Genomic DNA, 26,359 nt, shown 5'->3' with positions numbered 1-26,359 from the left:
ATGGCACTAACACTCTATGATACAGCCAATGGCATAAGCCTTCGGTTGCTCACACCCCAGGATACACCATCCTATCTGGACCTCATTCAGATCACACGCATCCCATATCAAGCTGTAGAACCTGTGCGAGAGGACGATTTCTATACACTGGATGCTCAGACTCGGCGGATTCAGGATCGGGTCAAGGCAGCAGAAGAAGGTACAGGATATCAATTTGGAATCTATACCATTCAAGACAGCCTGCTGATTGGACAAGTAAGTCTCAACAATGTGGTATTGGGCGTTGCCAATTATGCTGACATGGGTTACTTTATCCATCCGGATTATCAAGGCGGTGGACGAATGACAGCAGCGGTTAAACTCGCCGTAGCTTACGGCTTCCGTGCACTGAAGTTAAATCGGATTCAGGCTGCGGTATTACCCTCCAACAAAGGTTCGCAGCGCGTACTGGAGAAGAACGGATTCCAGTTTGAAGGTACTGCTCGCAAATACCTCAAAATCAACGGCAAATATCAGGATCATCAGATCTATGCTGTACTTGCTGAAGACTTGGATGAACTTACAAACTAATTTTAGAAACTCCCCACACAACAGTCTACATTCCAATTCAACAAATTACATTCATATACAAAAAACCGCCTGTATTCAAGCAGAAAGATATTTTCCACTTGAATAACAGACGGTTTTGGTTGGACTCGACGAGATTAGTAACCGTACGAAGCGTTCATCAATTCTTCGAACTCTTGCATGGTAATTACGTCATCGCCCGTAGGGATGTTGATTTTGAATGCTGCTTTTTCGTTAATCTTGGTGTACGTATTGGAACCGGTAAATGCCAATTTCACTTCGTCTTTCGTATCTTCCGGCTTGATCAGCACATCAGCGACCATCTTTTGATATACCGGGAAGTCGTTTTTGTCCAATGCAAAATCGATGTTGAATTGGTTAATTGTCAGAACATCTTTCAATTTGTCCAGGTCTTTAGCCATTTCAGCCTGATCTGCCTCAGTGACTTTCATATCTTCTTTAGCTTTGTCAATATCAGCCTGATCCATTTGCAGCAATTCACGATATTCCTCTTTGGACAGAATATCCAATACTTTAGGCATAGCTTTCGTTACCAGTACAGTAACCGCTTCTTTAACATTGTCATTATTCACCGAGAATTGTACAACCTGCTTCGCATCTACACCTTCAGGAAGTTGTGCATCTTTGGTGTCTAGGTTTTTGAAGAATTTAGCTTGATCGTACTCGCCCAGCACTGCGTCCATTACTTCGTTGCTCAGCTTTTGCGTTTTGGCTGCATCCATAGCATCCGGGTTCCATTCTGTGCCCTCTTGCTCAGCCAATTCTTTCAGATCCAGCTCCAAGAACTTGTTAACAACGTTCTCGGGAATCGGGAAGAATGGAATGTTCGGCACTTTCACATAAAGTTTCTCTGCCGTCATCACCATTGGAATGTTAAAGGTCATCCCCATGTCGCCTTTAAGCTCGATGCCAACAGTCATCTCTGTCTGCATTGGCTCACTTTGGTATACACCCGTTACATTCAATTGAGCATCCTTCAGCATGCTCATAAACTGAGTCATAGTAGGATCAGTTTGTGACGCATCCCCCGGTTTATAGCTCAATTCATTAATTGTAAAGTTGGAACTCATTTCATACGAAGTCAATTTGGAAGCATTGGCCGCAGCCGTCTTCAATGCCTCTTTTGGTTCCTGCTTGCTGCTACATGCTGTCAATGCCATAGATACGGTCAACAGCAATGTAAGAAGAAGCGCCCCCATACGTTTAGTCATTTGTTTCTCTCCTCTCGTGATAACCCCAAAAAAGTAATTCAATCTCAATGATATACCATATCACCAGATACCGAAACCTAATTTGGGAAAAATGTGATCTTTCCTCTTTAAAATGGCTACAAAGACCTATGTCAGCTTGTGGGAATAACCATGTGCCAGTCTTTATATATGTATGAATACGCAAAAGCCCCCTGTTAGGTAACAAGGGACTTTTGCTGTAAATCTGTTTCTTCTATTAACCTTGAGGATTCAAATGATCCACGTGGTTTTGATTTTTAACTTTTTTGGAACCGGATAATGGCTCCTGCATGGAAGAGCGTTTGGATGAATGATGATGCTGTTCGGATGCTTGCGCTTCCGGTACGGGAATTGTTTTCGGTTTGCTCATATTATTGCCCCCTCATCATTGTTTAGGAATGGGATGGGTCCCTATCTTCCGTTTTATCATGATTCAGTGCATCCTGATGACGGCGATCATTAATATCTTGCTGAATCTGCTGAGCATGATGACTGTTTACGGCTGGCTGCTCCAGATCATCAATTACATTTTGCAGGTTTTTGTCTACTCCCGCTTTGGCTTTAGTCAATTGAGTTCACTCCTTCAGATTTCAGGCTATTATCTCGTCTGGGATTGTAACGACTGGGCGCATTCATGAATGTGCCGTGTATAATCGTGAGCCAGTTCCTGAATCGGTTCTGTACGCTCATCTGTCGTTCGTCCATCACGTTCCACATCAATCAGCTGTACGCTGACTTCACGGGAATCGACATATGCACATTTGAAATCAAAAGAGTACATCTCGTGCCCTGCTGTAGCAATGTGTATCCGAATAGCCTGCTGATCGGCTTCATCGGCCATTACCTGAGCCTGGTCTCCAACATTCAGGACTTGAGGCAAACGTTCTTGCCAGGCCCCCACAAGCTCTGTCTGATCGATGTTTAACTCGCGGTTCATCTTACCACCTCCACTCCTATAAAGTGCGGCGATGAGGATGTTTTTATACATAACAGCTTTATTGAAATATACCGTGACACTGGGCAACCTATACATCGACGGCCAACTTCTAGATTCAGGGCTTTATACGTACATATAACGCAAAAAAGGACCCGAGCGATATCGCTCGAATCCTTGTTATAAGTGTAGTATGGCGGAGAGGGTGGGATTCGAACCCACGTGGAGTTGCCCCCTAACGGTTTTCAAGACCGCCCCGTTATGACCGCTTCGGTACCTCTCCAGGGAATTAACTTTTATAAACTTGCCACGAAAATTATCATACCACAATTAGATATGAAGATGCAACCTTTTTTTATATCGCTATTCAAAATTTAGTTCAGATCGCGGATTTAGATATACAATACCTTCCCATCCGCCATTCAGAATGACAGACAGGAATGGTATTCTTTTTGATATGTGAATCGTTAACTCACTCTTAAGAACGACGTGCAATCACACTGATGCCACCCATATAAGGACGCAATGCTTCCGGAATGACAACCGTGCCATCTTCCTGTTGATAGTTCTCCAGGATTGCTGCTACAGTACGACCAACAGCCAATCCTGAACCGTTCAATGTATGAACAAATTCAGGTTTAGCTTTTGGCTCTCTGCGGAAACGGATATTGGCACGACGTGCCTGGAAGTCCTCACAGTTGGAGCAGGAAGAAATCTCACGATAGGTGTCGCTCTCAGGTAACCACACTTCAATATCATACGTTTTAGCTGAAGTGAAGCCCATATCTGCGGTGCAAAGTGTTAGAACGCGGTACGGCAAGCCCAGTAGTTGAAGCACGCGCTCCGCATTTTGTGTCATTTGCTCCAGCTCTTCATACGATGTCTCTGGGGTAGAAAGCTTCAGCAGCTCTACTTTGTTGAATTGATGCTGACGAATCAATCCGCGTGTATCCCGTCCAGCCGAACCGGCTTCAGAACGGAAACAAGAGCTGTATGCCACAAAGTGCTTAGGCAATTGATCTATATTCAGAATCTCTTCGCGGTGGTAGTTCGTTACCGGAACTTCAGCGGTAGGAATCAGATAATATTCAGTATCTTTCAACTTGAACAGATCCTCTTCGAACTTAGGCAGTTGACCTGTTCCGAACAGGCTGTCCCGATTGACGATATATGGAGGCAAGATCTCCTCATATCCATGCTGATCACTGTGCAGATCCATCATGAAGTTGATCAATGCCCGTTCCAGACGTGCTCCCAGACCTTTATAAAAGGTAAAACGGGAACCTGTTACTTTGGCAGCTGCTTCAAAATCAAGGATATCGAGATCCTGTGCAATTTCCCAGTGTGCTTTTGGTGCAAAAGTAAATGACTTGGGCTCTTCCCAGCGACGAATCTCAACATTATCCGCTTCGGAAGCTCCAATAGGTACACTTTCGTTAGGAATGTTCGGAATGGCCATCGTGAGATCATTGATCTTCACTTCCAGTTCACGAACTTCTTCGTCCATAGCTTTGATTTGGTCAGAGACTTCACGCATCTCCACAATCAGTTCGTCTGCATTCTCACGGTTCTTCTTCAGTCTAGCGACTTCACCAGATACCGTGTTCCGACGACTCTTCAGCGTTTCACTCTCTTGAAGCAATTCCCGACGCTTGGCATCCATTTCCGTAAATCCAGCGACAAGATCCAGCGATTTGCCACGGTTAGTCAATGCTTCTTCTACACGTGCATACTCATTCCGCAATATTTTCACATCAAGCACGATATAACCTCCTAAATAACCCCACGAAGTGAAGCTTTATGTTTAATCCAATCTCATAACTCTACTGTGTATACCTTACTGTATACTTATCGGACCCTGTAACCAAAAAAACAACCTATGGTCCAGGTGTCACCCTCCGCTGCGATTCCCGCTTTGAAGCAGATACAGGCAACATCAGGCATCCGTTCAGATGCAACTGCCAACCAGCGGCCATACAAGGCTTCTGGGGAAGTGATCCGATGACCGGGAGATCATAGGTTGTACATCATGCTTTATTTAGGATCTACCAAGGGTGAGTAGGATTTGGCCATGTCTACAAAATAAGCATGCAGACGATAGTCATCCGTCAACTCCGGATGATAGGAGCAAGCCAGCAAATGTCCCTGGCGCGCAGTAACAATCTCATCTTTGTATGTGGAGAGAACCTCCACCTGGTCTCCAACACTCTCAATTAAGGGTGCCCGGATAAACACAGCCCTTACCGTTTCCTCAATGCCTTTGACTGGCAAGTCTGTCTCAAAACTTTCTCTCTGCCGTCCAAATGCATTTCGGGATACAGTCATATCCATTAGCTCCAAATGAGCTTCTTCTTGTCCTGTAATGTGTTTGGCCATAACGATCAAACCAGCACAGGTACCAAATACCGGTTTGCCCTCAGCAGCGAACGCTCGAATGGCATCCATAAACCCGTACTTGCGCATCAGTTTACCGATCGTCGTGCTTTCCCCGCCAGGAAGGATAAGACCGTCCAGATCCTGTAATTGCTGAACCTGTTTGATTGCCACACCTTCTGCTCCAGCACGTTCAATACTCCGAATATGCTCTGTGACAGCCCCCTGAAGTGCTAATACGCCGATCTTCATATGAACATTCCCCTTCTCTTACCAGCCGGATCTTGCATACGGTCAGAAGGTGCAAGTTTGGAAATCTCAATGCCATTCATCGCTGCTCCAAGAATCTTAGACACTTCGGCCCGTAATGCATGTGTCGTTCATTGCCTTGAATATAACGGTTAGCCCGCTCTCCCAGGTAATAGAACAATATACTTTTTTACATCATCACACGTAGAATTCTAACTTGATATTTTACCGGAAAAATTGTAAATATACAATCCATCCGGTCGGAATAACGTGCATTTTATCAGTGATTTAACCACATCAATATTAAAAATCATGATCATGCTCTTTTTCGAGAAATACGCTATTGGTTAAAACAGGTTTTTAATTCCGTCAAAGAGATCCACGAAGAAATCCTTTACAGCCCGGAAGAACAGACGGAACCATCCGCCTTTATCCGCCTCTTCAGCAGTGATCAAGTTCACTGTTTTTTCCTGAGGCTCAATCCCATCTGCTTTATACGTGTACGTAACCGTACCAACCTTCGTACCTGCCTTAATTGGTGCTACCAGCTTGTCGGCCTCAGTTACGTTGGCTTTGAACGTCACATCCAGGTTTTGAGTACCTTTGGGAACAACGAAACTTACCGCATTATCTGTTACAACAGGAACGGTCGTTTCTTTCCCTTTTTTCAAAGGTACAGCTTCCCAGCCCGTTACTTTGGTCTTGCCTGCAACAGCCTGTTTCACTTCAAAGTTGTTAAATCCATAGTCCAGTACCTTTTTAGTTTCTCTGAAACGTGCAGATTCCGAATCGGTGCCCATAACAACACTGATCAGACGCATACCATTACGCTCCGCCGTACCCGTGAAGTTATTACCCGCATTCGAGGTATGGCCTGTTTTCATTCCGTCGAGACCTTCATAGGCATAGCTTTTGAAATTGGTTATATTTTTATTCGCTTCCAGCATCCAGTTGTAATTGATGATTGGAGCTTTATCATTAGGACGGAACTTGTAGGATTGAATGGTTGTGAACTCTTTGTAGTCCGGGTGATCCATAATGATATATCGGCACAGAATTGCTGCATCCAGAGCAGACATCACTGTTTCCTTGTCTTCCGCCGGGCGGAAGTCGGCAGGCATATCTGCACGATCCAGACCCGAAGAGTTAATGAAGAAGGTATCCTTCATCCCCATACGCTTGGCTTCATCATTCATCATTTTCACGAAAGCTTCTTCCGAACCTGCAACATACTCAGCCAAAGCAACTGTAGCATCATTGGCAGAGCCAACAGCCATAGCAATATAGAGATCCTTGACTGTGTGCTGATCCCCTTCCGCCAGGAAGATACGTGATCCGACACTTTGTGCAGCATTCTTTTTAACAGTTACAATATCGTCCCAACCGAATTTTCCTTGTTTGACCTGTTCTGCGACAATGTACTCTGTCATCATCTTGGTCATACTTGCAGGCGGCATCGCTTTATCCGCATCGACAGACAGCAAAACTTGACCAGTTGAAGCCTCCATCAGCACAGCTGCTCTAACTTCGAGCCCGAGTGAGTCCACCCCAGGAACTTGTATTGCTTTTTCCGTCTTTGTTGTTGTTGCCGTAGCAGTCAGAACCTGACCGGAGTTATCCGCAGCAGCCATAACCGGCATTACTGCAGACATGCAAAGCATGTTAATTAGCATAACCGAGGCTACGCTCTTTTTGAGCATTTGGCGTTTCTTTTTATTCAACTGTTTGGTTTTCAATGATGAATACTCCCTTCGATCCAAAGCATGGTTAAATGCTTCAGTGCAGCTTAAGCTGCGATTTTCTTGTTCCCTAACCTGTGCAATGATGTATGAGATGTGTGGTATATGCGCTATATCGAACAAGCAATATTATTGCTCCTAAAGTTCGTTATCGATTGTCACTTAGTCCGCATTTTGCGAATGCTTATGTAAAAGGACGTCCGCGCTTCTGTTTAGCTGCCAGTCTTTTCTGGCATTCGTTTGCTTTTCAAAACCATATTCATAGATTCACGTCAAATTGCCGCCGCAACGCCTTAATCCAATCCTTATCGTCACCGCTTGTTCTATTCTATCACAGGGGTATCTGCAAAAAAAGACAGACCCGGTGAAAATCACCGAGCCTGTCCTGGAAATGATTAACTCTCTTCAGATTACAACGAGTAGTTAGGTGCTTCTTTGGTAATCTGTACATCATGGGGATGACTTTCGCGGAGTCCCGCACCTGTAATTCGGATAAAGCCCGTATCGTTACGAAGTTGCTCCAAGTTGCTTGTACCACAGTATCCCATACCCGAACGCAGACCACCAATCAGTTGGTGGATCGTATCAGACAATGGTCCTTTGTAAGCGACACGACCTTCGATTCCTTCCGGAACCAGTTTCTTGTCATCATCTTGGAAGTAACGATCTTTACTACCTTGTTTCATTGCAGCCATTGAACCCATACCGCGATATACTTTGTAGCTACGTCCTTGGAAGATCTCAGTTTCCCCCGGGCTTTCCGCTGTGCCGGCAAACAAACTTCCCAGCATAACCGCGTGTGCTCCTGCAGCCAGTGCCTTCGTGATTTCACCAGAATATTTAATTCCGCCATCTGCGATAATCGGAACTCCATATTCACGTGCTACTGTTGCACAATCGTATACTGCAGTTACTTGAGGTACACCAATACCAGCGATAACACGTGTTGTACATATCGACCCTGGACCAATACCCACTTTGACCACTGAAGCCCCTGCTTCGATCAGGTCACGAGTTGCTGCGCCTGTAGCGACGTTACCTGCAACGATGGTCAGGCTAGGGAAACGTTCACGAAGCTGACGTACAGCTTCAATAATGTTGATGTGGTGTCCGTGAGCCGAGTCTACCGTAATCAAATCAACACCAGCTTGTACCAAAGCGTCTGCACGTTCGAATGTATCTTTGGAGATACCAATCGCTGCACCAACCAACAAACGGCCTTGAGCATCTTTGGCTGCATGAGGGAATTGAATGGCTTTTTCAATATCTTTAATGGTGATAAGACCTTTCAATGTGTTCGTCTCATCAACTAATGGAAGTTTTTCAATCTTGTGTTTCTGAAGGATACCCTCAGCTTCTTGTAGTGTAGTACCTACAGGAGCTGTAACCAGATTCTCACGAGTCATAACTTCACTAATTTTGATGCCGTAATCATGGATAAAACGCAAATCACGGTTGGTCAAAATACCAACCAGCTTCTGATCTCCTTCAATAATAGGTACACCAGAGATCCGATATTTCGCCATGACTGCTTCCGCATCAGATACCAGGTGATCTGCTGTCAGTGAGAACGGGTTCGTAATTACGCCACTCTCCGAACGTTTAACTCGATCCACTTCTTCTGCCTGTTGTTCAACCGACATATTTTTATGGATAATACCGATACCGCCTTCACGCGCAATGGCAATAGCCAGTGTCGCTTCAGTTACCGTATCCATACCTGCACTGATCAAAGGAATGTTTAACTTTACACTATCGCTCAAACGAATAGATACATCTACTTCTTTAGGCAGTGTCTCGGATTTCCGTGGCACTAGCAATACATCATCAAAGGTGAGGCCTTCCTTACCAAATTTATCTTCCCACACGCAAGTGTTCCTCCTTATGTTTGCTCAGCTTTACGGTCCAAAACCCGAAGATTCCAGGCTGTATTTCACGCCGAAAATACGTTTTCTGAAAAATTTATTATTGCCATCTTAGCAAAGCGATATTTAGACTGTCAAGGAAAAGTACTTGGTTATATCAGGTGTATTGCCTGATAAACACAACTGTTTTTCTAGAGCGGACAAGAGTAGATATTACGACAAAAAAACGTCAATTCGTATCGAATAACGTTATCTTTATACATACTATTGTGCTGTTAAATTACCAAATACATTCTGTATTTTAATCGCGTACTGTATATTATAACAACAAAATAAAAACCACCACCGAATAACATCGGCAGTGGTTCTTTGCTTGGCGGCGTCCTACTCTCCCAGGACCCTGCGGTCCAAGTACCATCGGCGCTAGAGGGCTTAACGGTCGTGTTCGGGATGGGTACGTGTGGAACCCCTCCGCCATCGCCACCAAACGCATAGCTTAGCTTACATTTCAGAGTTGTTGTTCCCTGAAAACTAGATTCGAAACGAAACATGCGAATTATCACTTGCAATTGGATAAGCCCTCGACCGATTAGTACTGGTCAGCTCCATGCATTGCTGCACTTCCACCCCCAGCCTATCTACCTCGTCGTCTTCAAGGGGTCTTACATACTGGGAAATCTCATCTTGAGGGGGGCTTCACGCTTAGATGCTTTCAGCGTTTATCCCTTCCGTACATAGCTACCCAGCGGTGCTCCTGGCGGAACAACTGGTACACCAGCGGTACGTCCATCCCGGTCCTCTCGTACTAAGGACAGCTCCTCTCAAATTTCCTACGCCCACGACAGATAGGGACCGAACTGTCTCACGACGTTCTGAACCCAGCTCGCGTACCGCTTTAATGGGCGAACAGCCCAACCCTTGGGACCTACTTCAGCCCCAGGATGCGATGAGCCGACATCGAGGTGCCAAACCTCCCCGTCGATGTGGACTCTTGGGGGAGATAAGCCTGTTATCCCCAGGGTAGCTTTTATCCGTTGAGCGATGGCCCTTCCATGCGGTACCACCGGATCACTAAGCCCGACTTTCGTCCCTGCTCGACTTGTAGGTCTCGCAGTCAAGCTCCCTTATGCCTTTGCACTCTTCGAATGATTTCCAACCATTCTGAGGGAACCTTTGGGCGCCTCCGTTACTCTTTAGGAGGCGACCGCCCCAGTCAAACTGCCCACCTGACACTGTCCCCGCACCGGATTACGGTACCAGGTTAGAACCTAGATACGATCAGGGTGGTATCCCAACGTTGCCTCCACGCAAGCTGGCGCTCACGTTTCAAAGGCTCCCACCTATCCTGTACAGATCGTACCCAAATTCAATATCAAGCTGCAGTAAAGCTCCATGGGGTCTTTCCGTCTTGTCGCGGGTAACCTGCATCTTCACAGGTATTAAAATTTCACCGGATCTCTCGTTGAGACAGCGCCCAAGTCGTTACGCCATTCGTGCGGGTCAGAATTTACCTGACAAGGAATTTCGCTACCTTAGGACCGTTATAGTTACGGCCGCCGTTTACTGGGGCTTCGGTTCACAGCTTCGGGACTAGTCCCTAACCACTCCCCTTAACCTTCCAGCACCGGGCAGGCGTCAGCCCGTATACTTCGCCTTACGGCTTCGCACAGACCTGTGTTTTTGCTAAACAGTCGCTTGGGCCTTTTCACTGCGGCCCCCTCGTGCTATTCACACTACCGGGGCACCCCTTCTCCCGAAGTTACGGGGTCATTTTGCCGAGTTCCTTAACGAGAGTTCTTCCGCGCGCCTTAGAATACTCTTCTCGCCTACCTGTGTCGGTTTGCGGTACGGGCACCATCACCTGGCTAGAGGCTTTTCTTGGCAGTGTGAGATCATGACCTTCGCTACTGTAATTTTCACTCCCCATCACAGCTCAGCCTTACGATGTGCGGATTTGCCTACACATCAGCCTTACTGCTTAGACGGACATCCATCAGTCCGCGTCACTACCCTACTGCGTCCCCCCATTGCTCATAACGGCTTACGGTGGTACAGGAATTTCGACCTGTTGTCCTTCGACTACGCCTTTCGGCCTCGCCTTAGGTCCCGACTTACCCTGAGCGGACGAGCCTTCCTCAGGAACCCTTAGGCTTTCGGCGGATCAGATTCTCACTGATCTTTTCGTTACTCATACCGGCATTCTCACTTGTATAATGTCCAGCGCTCCTTACGGTACACCTTCAACCCTTATACAACGCTCCCCTACCCCTGATGCAAAGCATCAAGCCATAGCTTCGGTGGTGTGTTTAGCCCCGTTACATTTTCGGCGCAGAGTCACTCGACCAGTGAGCTATTACGCACTCTTTAAATGATGGCTGCTTCTAAGCCAACATCCTGGTTGTCTGTGCAACTCCACATCCTTTCCCACTTAACACACACTTGGGGACCTTAGCTGATGGTCTGGGCTGTTTCCCTTTTGACAATGGATCTTAGCACTCACTGTCTGACTCCCGGAAGTAAGTCTATGGCATTCGGAGTTTGACTGAGCTTGGTAACCCTTGCGGGCCCCGCACCCAATCAGTGCTCTACCTCCACGACTCTGTTTTCCGAGGCTAGCCCTAAAGCTATTTCGGGGAGAACCAGCTATCTCCGAGTTCGATTGGAATTTCTCCGCTACCCCCACCTCATCCCCGCATTTTTCAACATGCGTGGGTTCGGGCCTCCAGTGCGTGTTACCGCACCTTCACCCTGGACAGGGGTAGATCACCCGGTTTCGGGTCTACGTCCACGTACTCAGTCGCCCTATTCAGACTCGCTTTCGCTGCGGCTCCGGCTCTTCACCTTAACCTTGCACGGGAACGTAACTCGCCGGTTCATTCTACAAAAGGCACGCCATCACCCCTAAAACGGGCTCTGACTTTTTGTAAGCACACGGTTTCAGGTTCTATTTCACTCCCCTTCCGGGGTGCTTTTCACCTTTCCCTCACGGTACTGCTTCACTATCGGTCGCTAGGAAGTATTTAGCCTTGGCAGATGGTCCTGCCGGATTCATACGGGGTTTCACGTGCCCCGCACTACTCGGGATCCGTCTCGGAGGGAACAGACTTTCAACTACAGGGCTTTTACCTTCTTTGGCGGGCCTTTCCAGACCTCTTCGCTTAACCGGTTCCTTTGTAACTCCATGTGAGACGTCCCACAACCCCAAAGAGCAAGCTCTCTGGTTTGGGCTTCTCCGCGTTCGCTCGCCGCTACTGACGGAATCACTATTGTTTTCTCTTCCTCAGGGTACTTAGATGTTTCAGTTCCCCTGGTATGCCTCTGCACAACCTATGTATTCAGTTGTGAGTAACTGGAAATTACCCCAGCTGGGTTTCCCCATTCGGACACCCCCGGATCAAAGCTTGCTTACAGCTCCCCGAGGCAGTTTCGTTGTTCGCCACGTCCTTCATCGGCTCCTAGCGCCTAGGCATCCTCCGTGTGCTCTTAGTAGCTTAACCATATTGCTCCGGTTTTGACTGCTCGCTTCCCTTGTTTTGCTTGCGCAAAGCCAAAAGTCGCTCCCATTCAATACCATCGCAAAAGCAATTAACTACCGTTTTTATTGAAACTTGTTCACACAAGTTCAGCTAAAAAGGAATGTTCTAATTCGCATTTACTTTCGTTTCGATATCTAGTTTTCAAAGAACAAGCTCCATGCAAAAGCAAGCTGTTTGAGAGTTTGAGCTCTCAAAACTGAGCAACGAGTGAGTGTTTTGCTCTTCATTTCATCCACACCAAGGTGAAGGACCGAAATGAATTGCGGTCGCAGGTTCTAAGAACCTGCTTATTTGAATGTTTCCGTTACAGGAAACGATTCTCCATAGAAAGGAGGTGATCCAGCCGCACCTTCCGATACGGCTACCTTGTTACGACTTCACCCCAATCATCTATCCCACCTTCGGCGGCTGGCTCCTTGCGGTTACCCCACCGACTTCGGGTGTTATAAACTCTCGTGGTGTGACGGGCGGTGTGTACAAGACCCGGGAACGTATTCACCGCGGCATGCTGATCCGCGATTACTAGCAATTCCGACTTCATGCAGGCGAGTTGCAGCCTGCAATCCGAACTGAGACCGGCTTTGTTGGGATTGGCTCCATCTCGCGATTTCGCAGCCCGTTGTACCGGCCATTGTAGTACGTGTGTAGCCCAGGTCATAAGGGGCATGATGATTTGACGTCATCCCCACCTTCCTCCGGTTTGTCACCGGCAGTCTATCTAGAGTGCCCACCCGAAGTGCTGGCAACTAAATATAAGGGTTGCGCTCGTTGCGGGACTTAACCCAACATCTCACGACACGAGCTGACGACAACCATGCACCACCTGTCTCCTCTGTCCCGAAGGAAAGGTACATCTCTGTACCGGTCAGAGGGATGTCAAGACCTGGTAAGGTTCTTCGCGTTGCTTCGAATTAAACCACATACTCCACTGCTTGTGCGGGTCCCCGTCAATTCCTTTGAGTTTCAGTCTTGCGACCGTACTCCCCAGGCGGAGTGCTTAATGTGTTAACTTCGGCACCAAGGGTATCGAAACCCCTAACACCTAGCACTCATCGTTTACGGCGTGGACTACCAGGGTATCTAATCCTGTTTGCTCCCCACGCTTTCGCGCCTCAGCGTCAGTTACAGCCCAGAGAGTCGCCTTCGCCACTGGTGTTCCTCCACATATCTACGCATTTCACCGCTACACGTGGAATTCCACTCTCCTCTTCTGCACTCAAGTCACCCAGTTTCCAGTGCGATCCGGGGTTGAGCCCCGGGATTAAACACCAGACTTAAATGACCGCCTGCGCGCGCTTTACGCCCAATAATTCCGGACAACGCTTGCCCCCTACGTATTACCGCGGCTGCTGGCACGTAGTTAGCCGGGGCTTTCTTCTCAGGTACCGTCACCTTGAGAGCAGTTACTCTCCCAAGCGTTCTTCCCTGGCAACAGAGCTTTACGATCCGAAAACCTTCATCACTCACGCGGCATTGCTCCGTCAGGCTTTCGCCCATTGCGGAAGATTCCCTACTGCTGCCTCCCGTAGGAGTCTGGGCCGTGTCTCAGTCCCAGTGTGGCCGATCACCCTCTCAGGTCGGCTACGCATCGTCGCCTTGGTGAGCCGTTACCTCACCAACTAGCTAATGCGCCGCAGGCCCATCCCCAAGTGACAGATTGCTCCGTCTTTCCAGTTCTCTTCAGGCGAAGAAAACAATTATTCGGTATTAGCTACCGTTTCCGGTAGTTGTCCCAAACTTGAGGGCAGGTTGCCTACGTGTTACTCACCCGTCCGCCGCTAAGTATCAAGGAAGCAAGCTTCCTATTAACTCCGCTCGACTTGCATGTATTAGGCATGCCGCCAGCGTTCGTCCTGAGCCAGGATCAAACTCTCCAATAAAGTATTGAAAAGAGCGATAAGCTCATTTTGAATCTGACGAGATTAAAAATCTCATTTGTGCTCCAGTCGATTCAAGCCAAGGCTTGTCTCAAACTTTCGCGTTCATTCTGCAAGCAGAATGTTTACTCACTCGTTGTTCAGTTTTCAAAGATCAAACTTGTGCTGTTACCGAATATCGTTCTCTTCAGCAACTTTTATATCTTATCATATCCGAACCAACTTAGCAAGCCCTTTTTTTAAGTTTCTTTCGAAGCTTATTTCATTCGCTTGCCGCACCGTGTGAACCGTGTTTTCTTGGCCGGAATTAGAATATACCATGTACAGATATACATTGCAAGTCTTTTTTTGAACCTATATTAACAATCGGTTTGATCTAATCCGGACGTACATACGGTATTTTCCCAACTTAGCAAGTTCGTATGCACGTCCACCTAGCTTTTTATTGTTTAACATTCCCGACTGGAACTTTTCGTGGCCATAAACTATAGCTAAAGCTTATCAGAAAATCGATACCGAGTATCATTCCCCACACTCTGATCAGATTATTGAAGACAGATGTACGTTCAGCATCACCAATCCACCATATCATGGCGAAGAGAAATGCGCTGCCTATGGCCCAAGCCAATAAATGTCTAAACCATCCACTACGCTCACGACTCGCATGTTCTCTACCATATAACTTGTTGCTCCGAGGATTCTCTCCACCCTTGAACCAATATAGGAAATATCGATCCGCCCAAGCGATCATCTTATGGCCATAAGCAATGCTTACTCCTATATACACCGCAGCAATACCATGAATCATGCTTGCTGTAGCTCCGCGCTGAAGATCCATAACTGTAGCTACCAGCAATAACAGATCCACAACCGGCGTCGCCATCAATAAACCGATACCTAACCGCTTCATGCCAAGAAGATACCTGACACTCAGACCCGCGAACACAAACACCCAAAAGGCAATCTCACAACCTATAATGAAATAACCAATCATCTCAGCCCCTCCTTTTTATGATACATTTGTATTAATTATAATTTAGCACGTTTGTATTATAATAATCAACAGTGATATAATACGCCTATGCCTAAAATTGTTGATCACGATAAACAGCGTGTGCTCGTAGCCGAGGCAGCATGGCGTATTATACGAAGAGATGGCATGGAACAAGCCTCTGTTCGGAATATCGCTGAAGAAGCTGGAATTTCGGTCGGTTCGATGCGTCACTACTTTTCTACTCAATCGGAACTACTACTATATGCCATGAACCTGGTATCTGAACGGGTGTCCCATCGAATCCAACAAATGTCCTTCACCGGCTCTCCCATGGACAATATGAAACGCCTATTGCTCGAATTCTTACCAAACACGGAAGAAAAACTGGCCGAAATGGAGGTGTGGTACGCTTTTACAGCCAGATCGAAAACCGATCCTACCCTCAAAGAACTTGCTAATACCGTGTATGATGAACTTAGACAAGCTGTAGGTTCTGTTATTACCTACCTGATGAAGCTCGATCTCTCCAGACCTGATCTGGACAAAGAACTGGAGATTGAGAGATTGTATGCACTGGTGGATGGCTTAGGCATACATACCGTGCTTAGACCGGATCAGATGAATGGCAAGCTCATGGACGATGTTCTCACTTTGCATCTTGCTTCCTTATGCCGCTAAACAAAAAAAACCGCAGTACATTCGTTGTGACTAATGCCCGTTACGATAACAGGAGTTAGTTCTGAATGTCTGACGGTTTTTCTTTTATCCGATAATAATCCGGCCCTCCGGATGACGATACAGTTTCTTCTCTTTGCGCGGACGTAGGGCATACGCGATAGTTAATGGCCCAATCCGACCTACAAACATGGTAAAGGTAATAATGATTTTTCCCCAATTGGTCAATTCATCAGTAACACCTACGGAAAGTCCCACGGTACCAATTGCCGATGCAGCTTCAAACATCAGTGAAAGGAATGGCGCATCCTCTGTCGTAAGCAGAAGCATCACCACGATCATGAATATAATCAGAGAAACCATGATAATGGTCAATGCTCTCATAAGAAGCTCCTTCGGAACACGTTGGCGGAAAAAGACGATGTCCTTATTCCCCCGAATCATGTCATACACTGCACCAATCATAATCAGGAATGTAGTCGTCTTGATTCCGCCCCCGGTCGATCCCGGTGAAGCTCCAATAAACATCAAAAGGATGAAAAAGAACTGGGTAGCCTGCCTCATCTCCGTGATATCGATTGTACTTGTTCCGGAAGAACGTGTAGAGACAGACTGGAAGAAGGATGCATATATCTTTTCGGTCCAGGTGAGTGAAGCCAGCGTATGTCCATTTGTGAATTCGAAAACAAACAGCACGATCGCTCCTATACCGATCAGCGCTCCAGACACAGACAGCACCAGTTTGGACTGCAGGGATAGACGGCGGCGTTTGCGATACTCGAACAGATCATTCAATACAACAAACCCAAGTCCACCAGAGACAACGAGCACAGAAGCGGTCACGTTGAATATCCAGTCTCCGGTGTAATATTGGAAGCTGTTGCCGAAAAGATCAAATCCGCCATTATTAAACAGGGAAACGGAATGAAATATTCCATAGTATACAGCTTGACCAAACGGCATCTCCGTTGCCCAGCGTAGCGCCAGTATGACAGCAGCCACCCCTTCAATGGTAAAGGAGAAAATCAACACTTTGCGGATAATGCGTACAATCCCCTCCATACTGTCTGCATTAATGGCTTCTTTGAGCAATAGCCTGTCCTTGAGCGAGATTCGTTTACCCAATACTAGCGCAAAGAGAGTAGCCATAGTCATGAAGCCGAGTCCACCGAGCTGCATTAACACCATAATGACGATCTGACCAAACAAATTAAACGTCGTGCCTACATCCACAACGACCAACCCAGTCACACATGCCGCAGAGGTTGATGTAAAGAGAGCATCAATAAACGCCAAATGCTCACCGCTTTGGTTAGAGATCGGCAACATGAGAAGCATTGTTCCAATCGCAATAATAAGCAGAAAACCGCCGACCAGGATTAATGGAGGAGATATGAACTTGGCAAAGTGAAGCCTGAACTTCATGAAGGGCACCTCTTTTAACAAAATACGAACAGGTTAAACTTAATAAATCCGCCTATGTAAACCTAAAGAGGAACTTGCCCCAGCATGATACTGAACGGCAGGTTCCTCTTCTATTATGAACGTATCCTACGTTCCTTATTTAATCTTGCGTACGAGGGCGCATGTGAGGGAAGAGCAGTACGTCACGAATCGACGGAGAATTGGTTAGCAGCATGATCAGGCGATCAACTCCGATTCCCAGTCCACCTGTCGGTGGCATACCATATTCGAGGGCACGGATGAAGTCGTCATCCATCTCATGAGCCTCGTCGTTCCCATGCTCTTTCTCCAGCATCTGTGCTTCAAAGCGCTGACGCTGATCGATTGGATCATTCAGCTCTGTGAACGCATTCGCATGCTCGCGTCCAACGATGAACAACTCGAAACGATCCGTGAAGCGCGGGTCTACATCGTTTTTCTTCGCCAGAGGTGAAATCTCAAGAGGGTGTCCCATAATGAAAGTCGGTTGAATCAACGTCTCTTCCACAAACTCTTCAAAGAACGCGTTCAAAATATGACCGAATGTCATATGTTTTTCAACCGGAACTTTATGTTCCTTCGCTAAGCTATGTGCTTCCTCATCCGTCATGTGTACGGAGAAGTCTACGCCCACAACTTCCTTAACTGCATCCACCATCGTAACACGACGCCACTGTGGCGTAAGATCTACTTCATAATCTCCATACTGGATCACTTGCGTACCCAGTACTTCCTGTGCAATATGAGCAACCAGGTTCTCCGTCAATTGCATAATATCCTTGTAGTCGGCATATGCCTCATACAATTCAATCATCGTGAACTCCGGATTATGACGTGTAGACATACCTTCGTTCCGATATACACGACCGATCTCGTATACCTTCTCCAGTCCGCCTACAATTAGACGTTTCAGGTGAAGTTCAATCGCAATCCGCATGTACAGTTCCATATCCAGCGCATTATGATGCGTGATGAATGGACGTGCTGCGGCTCCTCCTGCAATGGTATGCAACGTAGGGGTTTCCACTTCCAGATATCCAAGGGAATCCAGATAACGGCGCATCGATTGAATGATTTTGGAACGTGCGATAAAGGTCTGTTGAACGTCCGGGCTCATGATCAGGTCAACATAACGCTGGCGGTAGCGCAGCTCTACGTCGGTGAGACCATGGAATTTATCCGGAAGCGGATAGAGCGATTTGGACAGCACTTCAAGATCTTTAACTTTGACAGAAGTTTCACCTGTTTTGGTCTTGAAGATCACACCAGTTACCCCAACGATATCGCCAAGGTCCAGTAGGCTGAATGCCGCATACTTGTCTTCAGGCACGCTATCCTGACGAACATAGATCTGGATTCTGCCGCTCAGGTCCTGAATATGTGCAAAGCTTGCTTTACCCATTCCCCGCTTCGCCATAATCCGTCCGGCAATACTGACTTCGATGTGCTTCTCTTCCAGCTCTTCCTTGGTCAGTTCTTCATACTTCTTCAGAATGGAGCCGGCTTCTTCGGTACGTACGTATTTTTGGCCAAAAGGGTCGATTCCCAATTTGCGGAGCTCGTCCAATTTGTCACGGCGAATTTGTAAAAGCTCGCTAAGTTCGGTTTCCTGATTCAAGACTTCATCCGTCATGATCTGTATTCATCTCCTTATTTACATTGCAGGCATCGCGAGAGGACGCTCTTCCTCAAATGTTGAAAAAGCTTCCCTAAGGAAGCTTTTGTTTACCGTGCCCAACTGCTTCGTTGCTATAGCTTTTTAATGTCTACAATTTTATATTGAATTACACCAGCAGGCACACTTACATCAACAACAGTACCTGTTTTCTTGCCCAGAATGGCTCTACCTACAGGGCTCTCATTCGAAATTTTGTTCTGAAGCGGATTCGACTCCGCAGTACCTACAATGGTATATTCCGTGATGTCTCCGAATTCCAAATCTTCTACAGTAACGGTTGCCCCGACGCTTACAACATCAGTATCGATCTCATCGCTGTTGATAATCCGCGCGTTACGAAGCAATTTCTCCAACGTGATTACACGTCCTTCAATGAAAGCTTGCTCATTCTTCGCGTCTTCGTATTCAGAGTTTTCACTGATATCTCCATACCCGATGGCTACCTTAATCCGTTCAGCCACTTCGCGGCGCTTCACTGATTTCAATGTTTCCAATTCTTCTTCCAGCTTCTTGAGTCCTTCTGGTGTAAGGATAACTTCCTTGTCGCTCATCTCAACCGATTCTCCTGTCGTGGGAATAATTTGATTGTACGGCAACGGAATCAGTGCTTATTACAGAGCTCCGCCCGCATACATCTTCAAAACTATATGAAGTTCTCCAGAGAAATAGAATATTCCTCCTGATGCTATAGCCTTATTAACGCACATGGCGAATTTATACTGAGAAATTATAGGGGAACGATCTCGAAAAGTCAATGTTACGCCCCCTATAGCTGTAAACGTTTTACAGATGCGTTTATGATTAAGATGCATTTCCGGCGATTACCGGTTCTGACTCCAAATTACCTTCGCTTTTCAGCTGACCCACAAAGTTCTCCAGAATCTGTACCATCTCATCGCGCTTGGTACCTTCCATAATAACGTCCTTGATGCGAGCAGATCCTTTCAAGCCTTTCAAATACCAAGCCAGATGTTTACGCATCTCGCGTACGGCAACCGTCTCGTTCTTCAGTGCGATCAGGCGATCCATATGCAGGATGGCAACACGGATCTTCTCTTCCCCATTCGGGTCAGGAAGCAATTCACCTGTGCTTAAGTATTGAATGGTACGATACAGCATCCACGGATTACCCAGGGCGGCACGACCAATCATAACTCCGTCACAACCCGTTTCATCCAGCATACGGCGTGCATCCTCTGGTGTATGGACATCACCATTGCCGATCACTGGAATAGAGACAGCTTCTTTTACATCTTTGATGTGTGACCAGTCAGCTGTGCCTGTGTAAAGTTGCTCACGCGTACGGCCGTGTACACTTACCGCCTGTCCACCAGCACGTTCAACCGCGAGCGCATTCTCAACTGCGAAGATATGCTCGTTATCCCAGCCGATACGCATCTTGACCGTCACCGGCTTCTCAACCGCGTCCACTACAGCGGATACCATCTCATAGATTTTGTCCGGATCAAGCAACCAACGCGCACCCGCATCACATTTCGTCACTTTTGGCACGGGGCATCCCATGTTGATGTCGATGATGTCTGCATTGGTTTCTTGGTCCACGATTTTGGCAGCTTCTACGAGGGAATCACGATCTCCCCCAAAAATCTGAAGACTGAGCGGTTTCTCGCGCTCATCTACAAACAGCATCTCACGTGTGCGCTGGTTGCCATGCACGATCGCTTTACCACTCACCATCTCTGCGCATACGAGGCCTGTTCCGAATTCTTTTGCGATCAAACGAAAAGCCGGATTACATACGCCAGCCATCGGCGCAAGTACGACCTGGTTTTTCATTTCAATGCCACCAATTTTAAGCACGTTAGTCGTTCCACTCCTTTTTTAATTCTGTATAAATCAACGATTAAAGATCGATTAGTGTCTTTGTTGTTGTAAATGACGAAAACGAAACGTCCTACCTGCCCTGTAACTCCTCGATACTGATTGCCAATACTCCAGCAATTCGATCCAGCTCTTGCTGTGATACCTTACGGTTTCCCCGCTCGATGGTTCCCAGAATGGCCAGCGAGATACCAGTTTCGGCAGCAAGTTCATGTTGTGTTAAACCTTTCAGCTTCCGGAATGCCCGGATTCGATTGGCCAATTGCATGTTTTCCAAAGCTGTATTCCATCCTTTCCATCCAGTACAGACAACGATGAGTGTACATAGGTATACAAACCTGACTCCTCACCCGGCGGTACGATATCCGACAGCGGAACCAGCACAAAGGCCCGTTCACCCATGCGGGGATGAGGCAATTGAAGCAGTTCGGTATCTCGCGTCTCACCCTGCATCCAGAGCAGATCCAGATCAACGGTGCGTGGTCCCCAGCGAATATCACGAACACGGCCGAGTCGGTCCTCGATACCCAATAGTTCCGTGAGCAACTGCTCCGGTGTCAGCATCGCCTGTACGGCGACTGCCATATTCAGAAACGCAGGCTGATCTACATATCCTACAGGTTCCGTCTCATATAGCGCAGAGCAGCGCAGAACGGATATATGAGGGTGCTCATCCAGCAAAGACAATGCCTCAAGCAGCGTCTGTTCGCGGTCACCCAAATTGGCCCCTAAAGCAATATAAGCCTCTGAAGATTCAGAGGTCGAATGTGCAATCATGATCGGTTCTCACTTTCTTGTGCGGCGAAGCTCTACCGTTACGCCCTCAAAATGGATGTCGAATGGCGGATGTGGCTTCGTCACCTTGACTGTCAATGCATTGATAATAGTATAAGTGTCCAGTAAAGAAGATGCAATATGTTCGCCCAAAGCTTCAATTAACTGGAATGATTTATTCTCAACAATCTGTTTAACCAGTTCGTGGATCTCTGCATAGTTGATCGTTTTGGTCAGATCATCGTTACGTCCAGCCTCGCTCAGGTCCATATCGATCTCCAGATCAATATAGTACCGCTGTCCAAGCTTCCGTTCTTCTGCAAAAACGCCATGATATCCGTAATACTCCATACGGTGCAACACCATTCTATCCATACAATCCGCCTGCCCTCTATATATATTGAAATAGTTCTCTATTTGAAGATATCTTTTGCCTTACCTTTGAAAAACGTTGCACTTCTACTGGACGGGTCAATCAGACCCGCCAGTATTATTTCCTCCGTAGACCCGGAGAAGTATATAACATAGCATCACACATGTCTGCCGTCCGCCGAATCGACCTCACATCATGAACCCGAACCATTTGGCAGCCTTGGGCGATGCCAAACGCAACGGTCGCTGCTGTTCCTTCCAGCGCATCATCCGCACCGACATCCAGGGTGTTCTGGATGAATCTTTTGCGTGAAGTAGCTAGCAGGACAGGATAGCCCATCTCATTGAGCAAACCGAGCGATGACATGAGCTTCAGATTTTCTGCCAGATCCTTCACAAAACCAATACCCGGGTCCAGGATAATCTGATCTGCCTTCACGCCAGCTTCCAGCGCAATCTGTATGCTCTCCTGCACATCGCTGACGACATCACTTAGATAATCGGTATAATTGCGATCCTGCCGATTATGCATCAGAACAATGGGGCACTCCAGTTCTGCTGCTGTGCGAGCCATATCCGGGTCGGCCTTTGCACCCCACACATCATTAATGATATGGGCACCGGCCAGAATGGCCTGACGCGCAACATCCGCCTTGTACGTATCTACGGATATTGGAATATGCGGGGCTTGCTGATGCAATGCTTCAATAACAGGAATAATCCGGCTAAGCTCTTCATCGGCGTTGACAACCTCTGATCCGGGTCGGGTAGACTCCCCACCGATATCAATCAGGTCAGCCCCGTCTTCCATCATCTGCTTGGCATGGGCAACCGCCCGCTCCACGTTGGTATAACGTCCACCATCCGAGAACGAATCAGGCGTAACGTTGAGAATACCCATAATCTGTGTTCTTGCACCCAGCTTCAACTCCGCTGGCCCCCATGCATATTTCCTTTCATAGATGATCGGTGAGAGTGTCATGAAGTATACCCCGCTTTCTGCCGGTACATACCCAGAAGGACTGCTGTAACTGGGCCTATATGTCCGTTGCTTATTGTCGTTTCTGCTCCGCCCTGATCCCGCAGAGTCGTAACCGGAACCAATTCTGCAACCGAGCCTGTAAGAAATATTTCATCTGCTTGAAGGAGGTCCTCCCACGTAGCAAGCGTTTCGATGCAGGCAAATTCTTGCTGCGAGGCAATCTCCATTACCACAGCTCTAGTGATGCCCGGCAGAATACCGGTTGAGAGTGCTGGCGTGTAGAGTACTTTTTCCCGTATCCAAAATACATTGCTGACGATCCCTTCCGCTATATAACCATCCCGGGTTAGTTGTAACCCTTCTGCACCCTGCACATGCTGCCCGTACCCATTCAGCTCCCGTTTCGCCAAAATGCTGTTCATGTAATGCAGTGACTTGAACCGCACCTTTCCTTCGGGCGTGTTACGAGGTGTAGACAGACGTTGGAGTATTTTGCCGCTCTTATATAAAGAGGGAGAGGGTTCAGGTAATGCTTTTGCCAGTATAATATGATTTGGCTTCGTATAGTCACCAGAAGGTAAGCCTAACGGCGCTTCGCCCGCTGATACCGTGTAACGCACGTAGGCATCCTTAAGTCCACCCACGTGCATGAGACGTTGAATCCAATCCGTCACTTCTGCCGCGCTCGTTGTAAAAGGAATGCCCAATTCCTCACACCCTGAAGCCATCCGCTCCAAATGCCGTTCCAGCAAATAAGGGGTGCCCTGATACGTTCGAAACGTCTCAAACAATCCAAGTCCGTACAAAAAGCCGTGATCCGTTACAGGAACCACGGCCGCCGCCATATTAACCAACTCTCCGTTTATCGCGGCATATTGCATATTATACCTTCACCTGTTGGGACAAGAAGTTGCGAAGCATCTGATGTCCGTGGTCTGTAATAATGGATTCCGGGTGGAATTGAACACCTTCAATCGCATATTCTTTGTGGCGCAGACCCATAATCTCACCTTCAGCTGTCTCCGCTGTAATCTCCAGGCAGTCAGGCAAGCTGCTGTGCTCCACAATCAGAGAGTGATAACGGGTAGCTGTGAATGGAGATGGCAATCCGGCAAATACCGATGTTCCATTGTGGTGCATCTCGGATGTTTTGCCGTGCATCATGCGTTCCGCACGAATGACATTGCCGCCAAACGCTTGTCCAATGGACTGATGACCCAGACACACACCAAAGATCGGGATGCTTCCTTTGAAGTGATCGATGACTGCCAAGCTAATGCCTGCTTCATTTGGTGTACACGGGCCCGGAGAGATCAGAATATGATCAGGTGCCAGTGCCTCTATGCCTGCCAGATCAATCTCATCGTTGCGGCGAACTTCCACCGTCTCACCCAGTTCACCCAGATATTGAACCAGGTTGTACGTGAAGGAATCGTAATTATCGATAACCAGTATCATATGCCTGCTCCTCCTCATCTTCCGTCAACGCAAGTGACGGTTGCTTCATTTTAATTTAGTTTAACAGCTCTGTTCGCTTCCGCTTCCTCGCTGTAGTTCACAGCTCTCATCATCGCTCTTGCTTTGTTACGGCATTCCTTGTATTCCCGATATGGATCGGAATCAATGACAATCCCTGCACCGGCCTGTACATAGCCAATGCCATCCTTGATGGCAAGCGTACGAATGACAATGTTCAATTCCATATTCCCGCTATAATCCATCCAACCGATGGAACCCGTATAAGGTCCACGCCGAACAGGCTCAAGCTCCTCGATAATCTCCATGGTGCGGACTTTGGGCGCTCCTGTAATCGTCCCACCCGGGAATGTCGCAGCGATCACATCAAATACCGATAACCCTTCTGCCAGCCTGCCTTCCACTTGGGAAACGAGATGCATGACATGGGAATACTTCTCGATGGTCATTAATTCAGGCACATGAACCGAACCGTAGGCTGCAACCCGTCCGATATCGTTACGTTCAAGATCGACGAGCATAATATGCTCCGCTCGTTCCTTCTCACTGCCCAGCAGTTCATCCGCCATAGCCTTATCCTCTGCTTCGTCACGGCCCCTTCTTCGGGTCCCTGCGATGGGACGTGCACTGACCTTGCCATTCTCCACTTTCACCAGTAGTTCGGGAGATCCGCTTACCAGTTGAAAATCGGGACTGCGCAGCATCCCCATATACGGTGATGGATTCACCAGGCGCAGCCATTCATAAATATGCTCAGCGCTCGAATGAAGCCGCTTTTCCTGTCTCAAGGACAGATTCACCTGGAACACATCACCCTGCCTGATATATTCCTGCACCGTGCGTACAGATTGTTCAAAGTCCTTCTGGGGAAAGGAGGTCTCCCATCCTTCGGATTCTCTTTCCGCATCTTCAGGCTGCGGGGTGCGATTGACCCGCTTATTGCGACGTTCCAGTGCCTGCTGCTGTTCCTCGGCCTGTGCGAATCCCATAATATGAAGCCAACGTTGCTGCATCGCTGTCGCTCGTGCTTCTGCCGCTGCATATAGGCTACGGATATCGGTTTCGTTCCGGTTAGGCTCTATAGCCAGATGAACCATGCAGAAAAGCGCCTGCTGCTCATGGTCGTACGCCCATATTTCTTCAAAGTGCATCCACCAATAATCCGGTAGAGACGGATTATCTTCAGCCAAGGCTGGAAGCTTCTCCAACGATCTCGCTACATCGTAGCTGAGATAACCTGCGTATCCACCTCCAAAGTCAGGAGCTCCAGTAACCTTGGGTGCGCTGTAAGGGTCTGTCCATCTCTTCAATACGTCAAGCGGCTTGCCGCTGTCTGTCGAAGTGGTTCCTTGCGTCACATGATGAATAACCGCTTCTTGACCTTTACCCGAAATAACGGATACGGGGTCTAGTCCCAGAAATGTATATCTCCCGCCTTTGCCATTCTCCAGCACAATTGCATATGGTGACGCCTGCTGCCAGGCTGCCTCCCACGATAACGGTAAACCGCCATGATACGGTCCCTCATCCGACTTGGTGATATAGGGCATCATGGTCCAGCCTTGTCCAGCCCACTCCAGCCAGTCGGCGTATGTAGTCATCAGGTGTGTCATTGCGGTGTGCCGCCCTCCATCTGTCGCTAGTTCTATTGTCTGATAGTATACTAAAGCGCCGCCCCTTTTAAAAGCATTACGCCAAAAATCCTCCATACCCGTCATGCGGGCAAGGAGGAT

The 26,359-nt window shown here is 47.6% G+C and carries 22 protein-coding genes, 1 tRNA gene and 3 rRNA genes; 2 read left to right on the top strand and 24 right to left on the bottom strand.

What is annotated here, in order from left to right:
* Complete coding sequence (locus tag M1D71_RS00465; RefSeq protein WP_458124836.1) at nt 1-570, top strand: GNAT family N-acetyltransferase; 570 nt, start codon at nt 1-3, stop codon at nt 568-570.
* A 134-nt stretch (nt 571-704) separates the two neighbouring features.
* Here the strand turns inward: M1D71_RS00465 and M1D71_RS00460 are convergent, their stop codons facing one another.
* From M1D71_RS00460 to M1D71_RS00400, 13 genes are all read right to left on the bottom strand, one after another.
* Complete coding sequence (locus M1D71_RS00460; RefSeq protein WP_458124835.1) at nt 705-1,799, bottom strand: hypothetical protein; 1,095 nt, start codon at nt 1,797-1,799, stop codon at nt 705-707.
* A 235-nt stretch (nt 1,800-2,034) separates the two neighbouring features.
* Nucleotides 2,035-2,187, bottom strand: a complete 153-nt coding sequence (locus tag M1D71_RS00455; RefSeq protein WP_145326589.1) for a small acid-soluble spore protein P — start codon at nt 2,185-2,187, stop codon at nt 2,035-2,037.
* Nucleotides 2,188-2,209: 22 nt separating this feature from the next.
* Nucleotides 2,210-2,386, bottom strand: a complete 177-nt coding sequence (locus M1D71_RS00450; RefSeq protein ID WP_186328016.1) for a hypothetical protein — start codon at nt 2,384-2,386, stop codon at nt 2,210-2,212.
* A gap of 29 nt (nt 2,387-2,415) precedes the next feature.
* Nucleotides 2,416-2,754, bottom strand: coding sequence for a hypothetical protein (locus tag M1D71_RS00445; protein WP_036607297.1), 339 nt, complete (start codon nt 2,752-2,754; stop codon nt 2,416-2,418).
* 191 nt (nt 2,755-2,945) lie between these two features.
* A tRNA-Ser gene (locus M1D71_RS00440) sits at nt 2,946-3,034 on the bottom strand.
* A gap of 195 nt (nt 3,035-3,229) precedes the next feature.
* Nucleotides 3,230-4,513, bottom strand: a complete 1,284-nt coding sequence (serS, locus tag M1D71_RS00435) for a serine--tRNA ligase (protein ID WP_458124834.1) — start codon at nt 4,511-4,513, stop codon at nt 3,230-3,232.
* 272 nt (nt 4,514-4,785) lie between these two features.
* Nucleotides 4,786-5,376 (bottom strand): pyridoxal 5'-phosphate synthase glutaminase subunit PdxT, encoded by a 591-nt coding sequence (pdxT, locus tag M1D71_RS00430; protein WP_458124833.1) that lies wholly within the window; start codon nt 5,374-5,376, stop codon nt 4,786-4,788.
* A 344-nt stretch (nt 5,377-5,720) separates the two neighbouring features.
* Complete coding sequence (locus M1D71_RS00425; protein ID WP_458127122.1) at nt 5,721-7,073, bottom strand: D-alanyl-D-alanine carboxypeptidase family protein; 1,353 nt, start codon at nt 7,071-7,073, stop codon at nt 5,721-5,723.
* A gap of 449 nt (nt 7,074-7,522) precedes the next feature.
* Nucleotides 7,523-8,980, bottom strand: a complete 1,458-nt coding sequence (gene guaB, locus M1D71_RS00420) for an IMP dehydrogenase (RefSeq protein WP_062838151.1) — start codon at nt 8,978-8,980, stop codon at nt 7,523-7,525.
* A gap of 368 nt (nt 8,981-9,348) precedes the next feature.
* Nucleotides 9,349-9,465 (bottom strand): 5S ribosomal RNA (gene rrf / locus M1D71_RS00415).
* 81 nt (nt 9,466-9,546) lie between these two features.
* Nucleotides 9,547-12,474, bottom strand: a 23S ribosomal RNA gene (locus M1D71_RS00410).
* 366 nt (nt 12,475-12,840) lie between these two features.
* A 16S ribosomal RNA gene (locus M1D71_RS00405) occupies nt 12,841-14,393 on the bottom strand.
* Together the 16S, 23S and 5S rRNA genes form the textbook arrangement of a ribosomal RNA operon.
* 439 nt (nt 14,394-14,832) lie before the next feature.
* Entirely contained in the window at nt 14,833-15,384 is a 552-nt protein-coding gene (locus tag M1D71_RS00400) for a hypothetical protein (protein ID WP_458124832.1), read from the bottom strand.
* Between the two features lie 87 nt (nt 15,385-15,471).
* Here M1D71_RS00400 and M1D71_RS00395 point away from each other — a divergent pair, with 87 nt between their 5' ends.
* Nucleotides 15,472-16,062, top strand: coding sequence for a TetR/AcrR family transcriptional regulator (locus M1D71_RS00395; protein WP_458124831.1), 591 nt, complete (start codon nt 15,472-15,474; stop codon nt 16,060-16,062).
* A gap of 84 nt (nt 16,063-16,146) precedes the next feature.
* Here the strand turns inward: M1D71_RS00395 and M1D71_RS00390 are convergent, their stop codons facing one another.
* From M1D71_RS00390 to M1D71_RS00340, 11 genes are all read right to left on the bottom strand, one after another.
* The gene (locus M1D71_RS00390; RefSeq protein WP_458124830.1) at nt 16,147-17,484 is read right to left on the bottom strand and encodes a TrkH family potassium uptake protein; all 1,338 of its coding nucleotides are present in this window, start codon (nt 17,482-17,484) and stop codon (nt 16,147-16,149) included.
* Nucleotides 17,485-17,623: 139 nt separating this feature from the next.
* A complete protein-coding gene (lysS, locus tag M1D71_RS00385) occupies nt 17,624-19,135 on the bottom strand; it encodes a lysine--tRNA ligase (protein WP_458124829.1) in 1,512 nt (503 codons plus the stop codon).
* 116 nt (nt 19,136-19,251) lie between these two features.
* Complete coding sequence (gene greA, locus M1D71_RS00380) at nt 19,252-19,731, bottom strand: transcription elongation factor GreA (RefSeq protein WP_145326549.1); 480 nt, start codon at nt 19,729-19,731, stop codon at nt 19,252-19,254.
* Nucleotides 19,732-19,981: 250 nt separating this feature from the next.
* Entirely contained in the window at nt 19,982-21,001 is a 1,020-nt protein-coding gene (dusB, locus tag M1D71_RS00375; RefSeq protein ID WP_458124828.1) for a tRNA dihydrouridine synthase DusB, read from the bottom strand.
* A 94-nt stretch (nt 21,002-21,095) separates the two neighbouring features.
* On the bottom strand, nt 21,096-21,290 hold the full coding sequence (locus tag M1D71_RS00370) for a helix-turn-helix domain-containing protein (RefSeq protein WP_440131322.1): 195 nt from the start codon (nt 21,288-21,290) through the stop codon (nt 21,096-21,098).
* Nucleotides 21,251-21,799 carry a 2-amino-4-hydroxy-6-hydroxymethyldihydropteridine diphosphokinase gene (folK, locus tag M1D71_RS00365; protein ID WP_458124827.1) on the bottom strand — a complete coding sequence of 183 codons (549 nt, stop codon included), beginning with the start codon at nt 21,797-21,799 and terminating at the stop codon, nt 21,251-21,253. Before folK ends, M1D71_RS00370 begins: the two co-directional genes overlap by 40 nt.
* Before the next feature lie 9 nt (nt 21,800-21,808).
* Nucleotides 21,809-22,171, bottom strand: a complete 363-nt coding sequence (gene folB / locus M1D71_RS00360) for a dihydroneopterin aldolase (RefSeq protein WP_062838071.1) — start codon at nt 22,169-22,171, stop codon at nt 21,809-21,811.
* A gap of 115 nt (nt 22,172-22,286) precedes the next feature.
* Entirely contained in the window at nt 22,287-23,150 is an 864-nt protein-coding gene (gene folP / locus M1D71_RS00355) for a dihydropteroate synthase (RefSeq protein ID WP_458124826.1), read from the bottom strand.
* Nucleotides 23,147-24,031 (bottom strand): aminotransferase class IV, encoded by an 885-nt coding sequence (locus tag M1D71_RS00350; RefSeq protein ID WP_458124825.1) that lies wholly within the window; start codon nt 24,029-24,031, stop codon nt 23,147-23,149. The genes folP and M1D71_RS00350 overlap by 4 nt, the downstream gene beginning before the upstream one ends.
* 1 nt (nt 24,032) lies before the next feature.
* Nucleotides 24,033-24,608 (bottom strand): aminodeoxychorismate/anthranilate synthase component II, encoded by a 576-nt coding sequence (gene pabA / locus M1D71_RS00345; RefSeq protein WP_458124824.1) that lies wholly within the window; start codon nt 24,606-24,608, stop codon nt 24,033-24,035.
* Nucleotides 24,609-24,658: 50 nt separating this feature from the next.
* On the bottom strand, nt 24,659-26,239 hold the full coding sequence (locus M1D71_RS00340; RefSeq protein WP_458124823.1) for an anthranilate synthase component I family protein: 1,581 nt from the start codon (nt 26,237-26,239) through the stop codon (nt 24,659-24,661).
* Between the last annotated feature and the right edge of the window lie 120 nt (nt 26,240-26,359).

The sequence above is a fragment of the Paenibacillus sp. Z3-2 genome (assembly GCF_054161325.1).
Note: the sequence above shows the minus strand (reverse complement) of the source record. Positions and strands in the feature narration are given on the sequence as shown.

Excerpts from the sequence above, each read along its gene's own strand:
- M1D71_RS00390 (WP_458124830.1), bottom strand. The coding sequence starts at position 17,484 with ATGAAGTTCAGGCTTCACTTTGCCAAGTTCATATCTCCTCCATTAATC.
- M1D71_RS00445 (WP_036607297.1), bottom strand. The coding sequence starts at position 2,754 with ATGAACCGCGAGTTAAACATCGATCAGACAGAGCTTGTGGGGGCCTGG.
- M1D71_RS00340 (WP_458124823.1), bottom strand. The coding sequence starts at position 26,239 with ATGACACACCTGATGACTACATACGCCGACTGGCTGGAGTGGGCTGGA.
- M1D71_RS00350 (WP_458124825.1), bottom strand. The coding sequence starts at position 24,031 with ATGCAATATGCCGCGATAAACGGAGAGTTGGTTAATATGGCGGCGGCC.
- M1D71_RS00400 (WP_458124832.1), bottom strand. The coding sequence starts at position 15,384 with ATGATTGGTTATTTCATTATAGGTTGTGAGATTGCCTTTTGGGTGTTT.
- lysS (WP_458124829.1), bottom strand. The coding sequence starts at position 19,135 with ATGACGGATGAAGTCTTGAATCAGGAAACCGAACTTAGCGAGCTTTTA.
- M1D71_RS00465 (WP_458124836.1), top strand. The coding sequence starts at position 1 with ATGGCACTAACACTCTATGATACAGCCAATGGCATAAGCCTTCGGTTG.
- folK (WP_458124827.1), bottom strand. The coding sequence starts at position 21,799 with ATGATTGCACATTCGACCTCTGAATCTTCAGAGGCTTATATTGCTTTA.
- folP (WP_458124826.1), bottom strand. The coding sequence starts at position 23,150 with ATGACACTCTCACCGATCATCTATGAAAGGAAATATGCATGGGGGCCA.
- pdxT (WP_458124833.1), bottom strand. The coding sequence starts at position 5,376 with ATGAAGATCGGCGTATTAGCACTTCAGGGGGCTGTCACAGAGCATATT.
- pabA (WP_458124824.1), bottom strand. The coding sequence starts at position 24,608 with ATGATACTGGTTATCGATAATTACGATTCCTTCACGTACAACCTGGTT.
- M1D71_RS00455 (WP_145326589.1), bottom strand. The coding sequence starts at position 2,187 with ATGAGCAAACCGAAAACAATTCCCGTACCGGAAGCGCAAGCATCCGAA.
- folB (WP_062838071.1), bottom strand. The coding sequence starts at position 22,171 with ATGGATAGAATGGTGTTGCACCGTATGGAGTATTACGGATATCATGGC.
- M1D71_RS00370 (WP_440131322.1), bottom strand. The coding sequence starts at position 21,290 with ATGCAATTGGCCAATCGAATCCGGGCATTCCGGAAGCTGAAAGGTTTA.
- M1D71_RS00460 (WP_458124835.1), bottom strand. The coding sequence starts at position 1,799 with ATGACTAAACGTATGGGGGCGCTTCTTCTTACATTGCTGTTGACCGTA.
- M1D71_RS00395 (WP_458124831.1), top strand. The coding sequence starts at position 15,472 with ATGCCTAAAATTGTTGATCACGATAAACAGCGTGTGCTCGTAGCCGAG.
- greA (WP_145326549.1), bottom strand. The coding sequence starts at position 19,731 with ATGAGCGACAAGGAAGTTATCCTTACACCAGAAGGACTCAAGAAGCTG.
- M1D71_RS00425 (WP_458127122.1), bottom strand. The coding sequence starts at position 7,073 with ATGCTCAAAAAGAGCGTAGCCTCGGTTATGCTAATTAACATGCTTTGC.